The organism is Lipingzhangella rawalii (genome assembly GCF_031628175.1).
GTDB lineage: Bacteria > Actinomycetota > Actinomycetes > Streptosporangiales > Streptosporangiaceae > Lipingzhangella_A > Lipingzhangella_A rawalii.
Window position 1 is genome coordinate 346,152 of the sequence record NZ_JAVLVT010000005.1, and the last position, 11,384, is coordinate 357,535.

8 protein-coding genes are annotated in these 11,384 nt (G+C 68.7%); 3 read left to right on the forward strand and 5 right to left on the reverse strand.

Annotation, left to right across the window (positions count from 1 at the left end):
* Positions 1 to 280: 280 nt before the first annotated feature.
* From RIF23_RS12535 to RIF23_RS12555, 5 genes are read right to left on the reverse strand one after another with little or no spacing between them, the layout of a single operon-like run.
* On the reverse strand, positions 281 to 1,867 hold the full coding sequence (locus RIF23_RS12535; protein WP_310912673.1) for a family 20 glycosylhydrolase: 1,587 nt from the start codon (positions 1,865 to 1,867) through the stop codon (positions 281 to 283).
* Positions 1,854 to 2,714, reverse strand: coding sequence for an ABC transporter ATP-binding protein (locus RIF23_RS12540; RefSeq protein ID WP_310912674.1), 861 nt, complete (start codon positions 2,712 to 2,714; stop codon positions 1,854 to 1,856). Before RIF23_RS12540 ends, RIF23_RS12535 begins: the two co-directional genes overlap by 14 nt.
* Positions 2,714 to 4,474 (reverse strand): dipeptide/oligopeptide/nickel ABC transporter permease/ATP-binding protein, encoded by a 1,761-nt coding sequence (locus RIF23_RS12545; protein WP_310912675.1) that lies wholly within the window; start codon positions 4,472 to 4,474, stop codon positions 2,714 to 2,716. The genes RIF23_RS12540 and RIF23_RS12545 overlap by 1 nt, the downstream gene beginning before the upstream one ends.
* Positions 4,471 to 5,412, reverse strand: coding sequence for an ABC transporter permease (locus RIF23_RS12550; RefSeq protein ID WP_310912676.1), 942 nt, complete (start codon positions 5,410 to 5,412; stop codon positions 4,471 to 4,473). Before RIF23_RS12550 ends, RIF23_RS12545 begins: the two co-directional genes overlap by 4 nt.
* A gap of 51 nt (positions 5,413 to 5,463) precedes the next feature.
* On the reverse strand, positions 5,464 to 6,993 hold the full coding sequence (locus RIF23_RS12555) for an ABC transporter substrate-binding protein (protein WP_310912677.1): 1,530 nt from the start codon (positions 6,991 to 6,993) through the stop codon (positions 5,464 to 5,466).
* Positions 6,994 to 7,226: 233 nt separating this feature from the next.
* Between RIF23_RS12555 and RIF23_RS12560 the strand changes: the two genes are divergently transcribed.
* From RIF23_RS12560 to RIF23_RS12570, 3 genes are read left to right on the forward strand one after another with little or no spacing between them, the layout of a single operon-like run.
* Positions 7,227 to 7,943, forward strand: a complete 717-nt coding sequence (locus RIF23_RS12560) for a TetR/AcrR family transcriptional regulator (RefSeq protein ID WP_407659460.1) — start codon at positions 7,227 to 7,229, stop codon at positions 7,941 to 7,943.
* Positions 7,940 to 10,168, forward strand: a complete 2,229-nt coding sequence (locus RIF23_RS12565) for a glycoside hydrolase family 3 C-terminal domain-containing protein (RefSeq protein ID WP_310912678.1) — start codon at positions 7,940 to 7,942, stop codon at positions 10,166 to 10,168. The genes RIF23_RS12560 and RIF23_RS12565 overlap by 4 nt, the downstream gene beginning before the upstream one ends.
* Positions 10,169 to 10,181: 13 nt before the next feature.
* Entirely contained in the window at positions 10,182 to 11,375 is a 1,194-nt protein-coding gene (locus RIF23_RS12570) for a glycoside hydrolase family 1 protein (protein ID WP_310912679.1), read from the forward strand.
* Positions 11,376 to 11,384 lie beyond the last annotated feature (9 nt).

Consider the following 11,384-nt stretch of genomic DNA (forward strand, 5'->3'; position numbering starts at 1 on the left):
CGTTCCCCCCGGGGGAACGTCGGATGCGGGCGCATCCCTCCAGCCGCGCCGTGGGCGTTGTTGCACGCCCGGGGGCTGCCCCCACACGGTCCCCCGGGTGGATGCGGGCGCATCCCTCCAGCCGCGCCTGGGCGAATCGGCGCGCATCAGCACAGCCAGCAGCCCCCATGCGGCCCCCGGAGAGAGTTCCCGGCCTGCCCCATCCCCACCGAGACGGCCCGAGCAGCGTCCCACCCCACCCCACAGACCTTCCAAAACACCTGCCCGAACCGGGGCGTGCTCAGCGGTCGACCTGGAAATAGCCGTTGAAACTCAGTGCGCTCCAGAACCGTGCCTGGGTGTTCCAGGTGGCCTGGTGGGTGCGCCACGGTGCCGGAGATCGGGACCAGGCCCGTTCCGCCACCCCCACCAGCCGGGGGAGTAGCAGAAACGCGAGATCGTCCATGCTGGTGAGGGTTTCCCCCCACATGGCCGCCTCCACCCCGGCGACGGTTGCTCCCTCCGGGGCGATCTCGGCGGCGAGCCCGTCCGGGGTCCAGGAGTAACTCTGTTCCAGGGTGGTCGGTCTGTAGGCGGGTAGCCCCAGGCGGCTGCGGTCGTGCTCCTGGGAGGACGTGGCGGCCTGTTCGGAGTACGGCCGGTCCAGGTAGATCCGGGAGTTCGGTGACATCAGTAGCGGTACCCCGGACCGTACAGCGGCCGGGGGGTCCCCGGGCGCGGCCCGGAACGTCTCAGCTGCGTGGTCGACCAGTGGGTGGTACTCGGACGGCACGGTGGTTTTGATGGCCTCCGGGTCAAACTCGTCCGGAAGGTCAAGCCAGTACTGCACCACATCCCGATGGTCCAGAACGCCGGTGCGCGCGGTCTCCTGCCAACCCACGACCCGCTTACCGCTCTCCCGGGCCACGGTGTGGACGTGGTGCACGAATCGTGCGTAGTCCTCGTAGTGCATGCCGAACGGTTCGTCCCCGCCGATGTGCAGGAACGGCCCCGGGGCGATCTCGGCGAACTCCCGGACCACATCGGTGGCGAACGACCGCGCCAGGTCGACGTCCGGGTGGAGGAAGCGCAGACGCGGGTGCCGGGCGGGTCGATCTCCCTCCAGGTCCGGATAGGCGTCGATCGCGGATCCCGTGTGCCCCGGCAGGTCCACCTCGGGGATGATCGTCACCTGGCGCCGTGCCGCGTAGGCGACGAGGTCGTTGAATTCCGCACGCGTGTAGTAGTTCCGTGCCCCGGACGTTTCGGATCTGGTCAGTGCGGGCCAGGTGCGGGATTCCAGGCGCCAGCCCTCGGTGTCGGTCAGGTGTAGGTGTAGGACGTTGAGTCCGTACAGCGCCAGCAGGTCGATGACACTCCGAATATCCGCGGCCGGCAGGAAGTGTCGCGCCACGTCCAGGGAGAGGCCACGCCAGGCGTACCTCGGGACGTCTGCCACTGTTGCCGCGTGCGCCCACACCTGCCCCTCGCGCACCTCGAGTATCTGGGCGGTCGTCGACAGTGCCCGAAACGCCGCGGCCGGGGACGCTGCTGTGATGCGGATCCCGGCAGTGGAGGCGACCAGCCGGTAGTGTTCCGCGGCGTGCGGATGCGGACGTGGGTCGATCCCGGAGGGGCTGGGGCCGGGCTGGCTGGGGTCGATGTCCACCACGATGTCGGCGCGGCTGTGGCCGGTGCCGTGGGGGTGGGTGACGTCGATCCCGTGGAGCGTGTTGGCGAGTTCGGTGAACCAGTCGGAGCTGCCCTGGTCCGCCCCGGTCAGTGTGAGATGGCGGCCCGGGGCCAGGCGAATCGGAGGGCCGGCCCGGAGCTGGGCCGGCGTGGGGATGGCGGGCCAGACGGTGGATGTGGTCTCAGCACTGGGCACAGGACAGGCTCTCCAGTTCCTCGCGTCGTTTCTGCTGGCGTTGCGGATCGGCGACGGGCGCCGACAGCAGGAGCCGTTGGGTGTAGGGGTGGTCTGGGCTGCGTGTCACGGTGTCCGCGTCGCCGCTCTCGACGATCTGTCCGCCGCGCAGCACCGCGACCCGATGGCTCAGTGCGCGCACGACCGACAGGTCGTGCGAGATGAAGAGGTAGGCGACCTGGGTCTGCTCCTGAATATCGATTAACAGGTCCAGCACGGTGCGCTGGGTGGTGAGGTCCAGGGCGGACACCGGTTCGTCGCACACGATCAGCCGCGGCGACATCGCCAGGGCCCGGGCGATCGCCACCCGCTGTCGCTGACCTCCGGAGAACTCTCGGGGGAGGCGGTGCAGTGCGTCCTGGGGGAGTTCGACGCGTTCCAGGAGTCTGCTGACGCGGCGACGTGCCTCGATTGGCGAGATGTGCTGGACGGTGAGTGGCTCGGCGAGGGTATCCCCAATGGTCCGGGAGGGGTTGAGGGACGTGTAGGGATCCTGGAAGATCACCTGGAGATCGTGACTCAGCTTCCGACGTTGCCGACGGGACATCGTGTCGATCCGGCGGCCGTCCAGACGGATCCGCCCGGCGGACACGGGGACGAGCCCCAGGATCGCCCGGCCCAGCGTCGACTTTCCCGAGCCGGATTCGCCCACCAGGCCCAGGGTCTCGCCGCGGCGAATATCCAGCGAGACGCCGCAGAGCACAGGTGTGCGGGCGGCCCGCCAGCCACGCCCCGCGAACGACACGTGCAGCTCCTCCACCGCCAACAGGGGCTGGGGAGTCGGAGTGGTGGTTTCGTCGATACTCATCACTGGGCGTCCACCTCTCGGGGGCTCCACGGTTGACGTGCCGGCACGTCGTCGAGGACCGCGTTGCGTAGCTCCTGGGCATGTGTGCTCTCCGGTGCGGTGAGCACCTGCTCGGTGGTGCCCACTTCGACGATCCGACCGCGGTGGAGCACCGCCACCCGGTCACACAGGTCGGCGACCACCCCGAGGTCGTGCGATACCAGCAGCACCGCCATACCCCGACTGGCGCGGAGCCGACGCAGCAATCCCAGAACCTCGGCCTGCACGGTGACGTCGAGGGCGGTGGTGGGCTCGTCGGCGATGACGAGTTCCGCCGAACAGGACAGCGCCCCCGCGATCAGGACTCGCTGGGCCATCCCTCCGGAGATCTGGTGCGGATAGCTGCGCAGGATCCGATCCGGATCGGTGATCTCAACCTGGTGCAGGAGTTCTCGCGCATACTTCCAGGCGGCGGAACGCGGCATCCTGGCCGTGGCGCACAGTGGCTCGACGAGATGGTCACCGATGGTGAAGGAGGGGTCCAGGTTGTTCATCGGTTCCTGGGGAACGTAGGCCACGGTGCGGCCCCGTAGCCGTCGCAGTGTGCGTTCGTTCGCCCCGACCACCTCGGTGCCACCGATCCGGATACTGCCTCGGGACACCCGCCCCCCGGCGGGGAGCAGCCCGAGGATCGAGAACGCGGTCTGGGTCTTGCCCGATCCGGACTCCCCGACCAGTCCCAGGATCTCTCCGGGATGGACGTCCAGGTCGACCCCGCGTACGACCTTGTTGGGGCGCGAGTCCGCCCCCGGGTAGGTGATCGTCAGGTCCCGGACGGACAGCAGCTCGGAACGCGCGCCCGCATGGCGCGGGGTGGTGGGGGTATCCGCTTCCCGGGGGTGTTCCCCAGGCCCCGAGGTGTGGGGCTGGTCGTCCCGATCTTCGAGGACGTCCCGCAGGGCACTGGCCAGCAGAACCAGGGAGCCGCTGGTCAGGCCGAGGGCCAGCCCTGGCCAGAGCATCCCCAGGGGGTTCTGGTGAATGTTGGTGAATGCCTCGTTGAGCATGGCCCCCCACGTGGGGGCGTCGCCGCTCCCGATTCCGAGGAACTCCAGTCCCGCCTGGAGGTTGATGGCGAGGCCAGCAACCAGGGCGGTCTGGATGATGATCGGCGCGCGAACCACGATGAGTACGTGGCGGGCAATGATTCGACTGTCGCGGAGGCCGAACACCCGGGCCGCGTCGACGTAGGGCTCGGCGCGCATGTTGGCGACCGTGCCCCGGACCAGTCGGAAGAAGCTGGGGGAGACGAGGATGCCCAGTACCACCATGAGGACCCACACCGTGGAACCGAGCACCGCCCGGGAGGCGAGGAGTACCACCATCGCGGGTAGGGCCATGATCAGGTTGACCCACCAGCCGGAAACAAGGTCGAACCAGCCGCCGTAGAATCCGGCGGCGAGCCCGGTCGGCACCCCCAGGGTGAGGGCGACCGCCAGGGCCAGGGCGGCCCCACCGAGGGTGAGCTGTCCGCCGTGCAGGAGCCGGGACCACATGTCCCGCCCGGAGGAGTCGAAGCCCAGTGGGTGCCCCGGTTCGGGCCCGCCGAAGGCGGAGCTCAGGTCCGCGCTGGTGGGATCGGGTCCCGCCACGAGGGGGGCGAGGGCAACCAGTGTGAGGATCACCAGCAACACCAGCAGGGACAGTAGCGCCTGCACGTTGCCGATGATCCGGCGGAGGAAGGTCGCGGGGGTGGTCGCGGATGTGGCGGTGCCGCTCATGAGACCCTCGCTTTCGGGTTGAGCCAGCCGATGAGGACGTCGACGAGCAGATTGGCCACGACGACCACAATGACGGTGGTCATGACCACGCCCATGATCATCGGAATATCGCCGCGGACCGTGTACTGCACCGTCATCGCACCGACCCCGGGCAGCCCGAAGATCTGCTCGACGATGACCGCCCCACCGAGGAGCCCGACGAACTGGAGACCCAGCACGGTCAGGGCGGGGGTGGCCGCGTTGCGGAGGACGTGCCGGAAGACGATGCGGGGACTGGACAGGCCACGGGTGCGCAGGGTCCGGATGTAGTCGCGGTGCAGCACATCGATGACGGCGCTGCGAACCTGCTGGGTCACGCCCGCGATCGCCGGGATGGACAGGGACAGGATGGGCAGGGTGACGGTGGCGAGCCAGCCCGTGGGGGAGTCGGTCAGTGCGGTGTAGCCGATGGCGGGGAACCACCCCAGCTGCACTGCGAAGACCAGCACGATCACGAGCGTGATCAGGAATCCGGGCAGGGCATAGCCCACCACGGCCAACACCTGGACCAGTCGGTCGACCAGCCCGCGACGGACCCCGGCCCAAACTCCCAGCGTGAACGACACCACGGCCGTGACCAGGGTGACGCCGAGCATCAGGCTGAGGGTCACCGGAATCCGGTTGGCCAGGGTGGTGCTGACATCCTCGCTGGTGAACCAGGAGCGTCCCAGGTCGCCCTGGAGCGCGGCGGTGGCCCAGTCCAGGTAGCGGACCCAAATCGGCTGGTCCAGTCCGAGCGATGCATTGTGCGCGTCCACGTGCTCCTGCGGTGCCGCCGGGCCGAGGAGGTGCCGTCCCACATCCGTGTCGGGGATCGACAACAGGCCGAAGGTCAGCACCGAGATCACGACCATCAACACGAGTCCGCTGGCGACCCGGCGAAGGACGAAGTTGATCATTTCGATCCTCACGGTCGGCGGCCCCCGGCGGGTCGCCGGGAGCCACCGCTGCTAGTCGAGGGGGGAGTAGTTGTACAGCGAGGGGACGGCCATACCGGACTGGGGTTCCACCTCGACACTGTCGTCGGTGACGTGCTGGTAGGTCATTCGGTAGAAGGGAACGAACCATGCCTCCTCGACGAGGTGGCGGTTGAGTTCCTGGGCCGCGTCGGCGGCCTCACCCTCGGGGGCCTGCTGGATCTCCGCGGTGCGCTCGGCGATGGTGTCGTCCATGGTTCCGAGGAAGTTGAAGGTTCCGGGCAGCACGAGCTCGACGATGGTGACCCACTCGCTGGCGGGCTGCGCATTGTTCATGACCATTCCGGGGTAGGCCTGCTCCACCATGATGCTTTGAATCGCGTCGCCCTCGTCGAGGTTGTCCCAGGTGACGTCGATCCCGACATCCCCGAGGTCGTTCTCGATGCTCGTGGCCAGGGGGTCGCCCACGATCTCCTGCATCTTCGGCAGGGTCAGCTCCACCCCGTCCTCGTGGCCCGCCTCGGCCAGGAGCTCCCGGGCCCGTTCCGGATCGTGGTCGTAGTAGGTGTCCAGCTCCGGGTCGTAGGCGACCGATTCCGGGCCGAAGATCTGGTTGGTGATCTCGCCCTGCCCGGAGCGCAGGTGCTCCAGCATCGCCTCGCGGTCCAGGGCGTAGTTGAGGGCCTGGCGCACCTCCGTATCGCCCAGGGCCGGGTTCATCTCCCCCTCGCGGTCGAACAGGAGCAGGCTCTGCATGTCGATGTCCTGGTCGACGGTGTGCAGGTCCTCGTCGTCGGCGACGACGTCCTGCTGGTCCACCTCCTGGATCAGCGCCGAGTTGATCTGCCCGGTACGCAGGCCGTTGACGAGCGCGTTCTCGTTGTCGAACACGGTGATGGTGACCTCGTCGTAGGGCAGATCCTCCCCCCAGTAGTCGTCGCTGCGGGTGTAGGCCCAGGTGCTGCCGATCGCGGTGTTGCCGGTGTCCAGCTCGTAGGGGCCGGTCCCGTCGGGTTCGGTGGCCAGGGTGTCGTCGTCGAGTGCGTTCGGGTTGGCCATGAGCCCGGCGGCGTCGCTGAGGTAGAACAGCAGCGCGGGGTTGGGCTGTTCCAGGTGGATCACCACGTCGTGGTCATCGACGATCTCGACCTCTTCCAGGTCGGACAGGGTCTGTGCCTGCCCGCCGCCCGCCTCGGGAAAGCGCTCCAGGTTGGCCTGGACCGCCTCGGCGTCGAAGGGGGTGCCGTCGGTGAAGGTCACGTCGTCGCGCAGTTCCAGTTGGAGTTCGGTTCGGCTCTCGTCGTAGGACCAGTCGGTGGCGAGCATCGGGGCATAGCTGCCATCGGGTTCCCGCAGCAGCAGCGTGTCGTAGACCGCCTGGAAGAAGGGCAGAGCGGCCCCCATGGCTTCGGCGGGATCGAGACTCTGCGGCATGGTCATCGTGCCGATGGTGAGCTCTCCGCCAGCTTCGCCGTCATCATCGGCCCCGGTCCCGCAGCCGCTCAGGGCCAGCGCGGTGGCTCCGAGGGCCGCCAACGCGGTGTGTGCGCGTGTTCTTCGCATTCTCCGCAACATCAGTTCTCCGGTAGGTCAAACCCGGGTGGGCGCCGGGTGGGTGGATGCCGAAAAAACTAACCACGTGGTAGGTTCTGTGGCGGTAACCGTACATGACCTACATCACTCTGAAAAGGCCATCCCGTCGGATCACCGCCCTCCTACGCTCGGAGAACCCCAGAGCACCGGCCGGCTCCGCAGTCATGCGGGGCGCGGCGCACCGATCGAAGAGGAGTCCTCCCGTGACCGAGCACAGCCAGGGCACGCCGCGCATGTCGAAGGGCGAGCGCACCCGCTGTCGCATCATGGATAGCGCGATAGAACTGTTCGCCCGCTCCGGCTACCGCGCAGTCTCCCTGCGGGACATCTCCGCCCACGCCGGACTGACGCACGCCGGGGTGCTGCACCACTTCCCGAACAAGGACGCTCTGCTCATCGCGGTACTGCGTCGACGGGACGAGCTCGACGCCCCGCTCGTGCTCGACGAACAGCTCACCCCGCGGGAGCGGCTGGCCAATGTTGTGGCGATCGTGGCCCGCAACATGCGGACCCCCAGCCTGGTGTCGCTGTACACGAAACTCTCCGCCGAAGCCACCGACCCCGACCACCCCGCCCACACGCACTTCGCCTTCCGGTACCAGGTTCTGCGTGACCATCTCGTCCCGGCCTTCGCCGAGCTGATGGCCCACACGTCCGCGTCCGGCGCCCCCACCCCGGTCAGTCCGGAAGTCGCCGCCCAACAGTTCCTGGCCGTGATGGACGGGTTGCAGGTGCAGTGGCTCCTCGATCCCTCCGCCGTTGATATGGCGCTGGCTGTGCGGTCCTACCTGGCATCCCTGGGGATCGACACGAGTGAGCTGGCCGCAGGCGCTGCGGCCCCCGCCACCGTGCACGGCACCGCCGACGATCCAGCCAGCACCACCGTCCGAAACGCAACCGAACCCGAAGGGCAACCATGAGCACCACACCAGACCTCGCGGCCCGGGCCGCCGCCACCTCGGGCAGCGACATGTGGCACACCACGCCCATCCCGGGGGAGCTGCGCCGGATCAGCCTGGCCGACGGACCCCACGGCCTGCGCAAACAACCCGAGGACAGTGACCACCTCGGCATCGGCACCAGTCTCCCCGCCACCTGCTTTCCGCCGGCCGTCGGCCTCGGAGCCAGCTGGAACCCCGAGCTCGTACACCAGGTGGGTGCCGCACTCGGTGCCGAGGCCAGCTCCCTCGGCGTCGACGTGCTGCTGGGCCCCGGGATGAACATCAAACGTTCCCCGCTGTGCGGACGCAATTTCGAGTACGTCTCCGAAGATCCCCACGTCACCGCACGAATCGCGGCCGCGTTGGTCACCGGGATCCAGTCCACGGGGGTCGGTGCCTGCGTGAAGCACTTCGCGGTCAACAACCAGGAGACCGACCGGATGCGGGTCAGCGCCGACGTGGACGAGCGAACCCTGCGCGAAATCTATCTCGCCGCCTTCGAGCAGGTGATCCGCGAGACCAACCCGTCCATGGTGATGTGCTCCTACAACCGCATCAACGGGGTGTACGCCAGCCAGCACCCCTGGCTGTTGACCGAGCTGCTGCGGGGGGAATGGGGATTCGAGGGGCCCGTGGTCTCGGACTGGGGGGCGGTCGCGGACCGCGTCGCCGCCCTCGCCGCCGGCCTGGACCTGGAGATGCCCCCCTCCGGAACCGACGACCGGATCGTTTCCGCCGTACGCAACGGCGATCTGCCCGAGTCCGTGGTGGACACGGCGGTGGGGAGACTGAAGCACCTCCAGGATCGGGTGTCCAGCGATTCGAGCCGGAATGTGGACCACGCCGGCCATGACGCTCTGGCCCGCGCGGTTGCGCGGGAGTGCGCGGTGCTGCTGAAGAACGAGAACGACGTGCTGCCGCTCGATCCCACCAGCTCGCTCGCGGTAATCGGGGAGTTCGCCCGTACTCCCCGGTTCCAGGGGGGCGGCTCCTCGCACGTGGTGCCGACCACGGTGCATGCCGCGGTGGACGTGCTGGACGGTTCCTGCTCCGGTCCGGTGACCTTCGCCCCCGGGTTTCGCCTGGACGGCCAGCCCGATGCGGCGCTGGTCGAGGAGGCGGTGCAGGTGGCCGCGAACCACGACATTGCGGTGCTGTTCCTGGGACTGCCGGACGCGGCCGAGTCGGAGGGCTACGACCGGGAGGACATAGAGCTGCCCGAGGTGCAGCGCGACCTACTGATCCAGGTACGCGGGGTCTGTGACCGGGTCGTGGTTGTGCTGTCCAACGGCGGGGTGGTCTCGGTCAGCGACTGGGAGGACAACGCCTCGGCCGTGCTGGAGGGATGGCTGCTCGGCCAGGCCGGGGGAGCGGCCCTGGCGGACCTCCTCACCGGGGTGGTTTCCCCCTCCGGCCGCCTCACCGAGACGATTCCCCTGCGTCTCGCCGACCACCCCTCCTATCTTTCTTTCCCCGGGGAGCACGGGCACAGCCTCTACGGCGAGGGACTGTACGTCGGATACCGCTACTTCGACACCGTGCAGCGGCCCGTCGCCTACCCCTTCGGGCACGGACTCACCTACACGAGCTTCTCCTACTCCGATCTGGAGCTCACCACCGAGAACGACACCACCTGGACGGTCAGCTGCACCGTCACCAACACCGGAGGCCGGGCGGCGGCGGAGGTTCCGCAACTGTACGTGGGCGTGCAGGAGTCACATCCCACCCGCCCCAGCCACGAGCTGCGTGGTTTCGCGAAAGTCTTTCTGGAGCCGGGGGAGAGTACCCGGGTCCAGTTCCCGTTGACCGGACGGGACCTGTCCACCTGGGATCGAACCCACCAGCGGTGGTCCCTGGCCGCAGGCACCTACACCGTCACCGTCGGGGCCTCCTCCCGGGACCCGCGGCTGAGCACCACCCTGGTCACCGCCGGAGACCGCTTCGTCGCTCCACTCGGTGCGCACTCCACCATCTCCGAGTGGCGAGCCCACCCCATCGGGGGCCCGGTTCTCGCCGAGCAGATGCGTTTCATGCGCGGCGCCGACGGTATCTCCGAGGAGATGGTGCAGATGGCCGGTGGCATGCCCCTGTCCGCCCTGTGTTCGTTCAACATGGGCGTCACCACCGAAATGCTCGATCAGCTGGTGGCCGGGGTCGAAGAGCAGCGGCAACAGGCCATCGCCCGCGGCGAGATCACCGGATAGGCGGGGAACGACCATGCATGCCGACACCACCTTCCTGTGGGGAGCGGCCACGGCCGGGCACCAGATCGAGGGCAACAACACGACGAGCGACATCTGGGCACTGGAACATCGCCCCGACTCTCCCCTGCCCGAGCGCAGCGGAGACGCCTGCGACAGCTACCACCGCTGGCCGGAGGACCTGGACCTCCTCGCCGAGCTCGGCCTGAACAGCTACCGGTTCAGCCTGGAGTGGGCCCGGATCGAACCGGAGCCCGGCCACATCTCGCACGCACAGCTCGCCCACTACCGCGCCGTGATCGAGGGGTGCCTGCGGCGGGGGATCGTCCCGGTGGTCACCCTGCACCACTTCACCAGCCCGGCCTGGTTCAGCGCCGCCGGCGGTTGGACCGCACCGGACGCCATCCAACGGTTCCGCCGCTACGTGCAGCAGGTGCGGCCGATCCTCGACGGTGTGCCCTGGGTGTGCACCATCAACGAGCCGAACATACTGGCGATGGTGGCCCGGCTGCGCTCCGGGGACGACCCCCCGGAGTCGGAGCGCGGGGAACCGCAGCTGGTCGCGGGGGCCCTGCCGCCGCCGGACCCAGACGTGTCCGCGGCGCTGTTCGCCGCCCACCAGGAGGCCCGTGCCGAGCTGTCCGATCTGGCCGGGCTACGCTCCGGCTGGACCGTAGCCAACCAGAACTTCCAGGCGCTGCCCGGGGCGGAGGCGCTCCGACCCGAATGGAGCTACCCGAGGGAGGACCAGTTCCTGGACGTCGCCATCGACGACGACTTCGTGGGGGTGCAGGCCTACACGCGGGTGCTGCTGGCGCCCTCGGGCCCGGTCGACCCTGGTGCGGACGTGCGGCGCACCCAGACCGGATGGGAGTTCTATCCCCACGCCCTGGCGGGAGCCGTGCGCCACACGGCCGAACGAACCGGCGGTGTTCCGATCCTGGTGACCGAGAACGGGATCGCCACCGACTCCGACGAGGACCGCATCGAGTACACCGACGCCGCGCTGCGCGGCCTCCGGGACGTTATCGACGAGGGTGTGGACGTTCGCGGATACCTGCACTGGTCGTTGTTGGACAACTACGAGTGGGGGTCCTGGGGACCGCGGTTCGGTCTGGTTGCGGTGGATCGCACCACCTTCGCCCGCACCATCAAACCCAGTGGGCGCTGGTTCGGCGAGCGCGCACAGGTCGGACTGGCGCCCGCGTGACGCACGCAT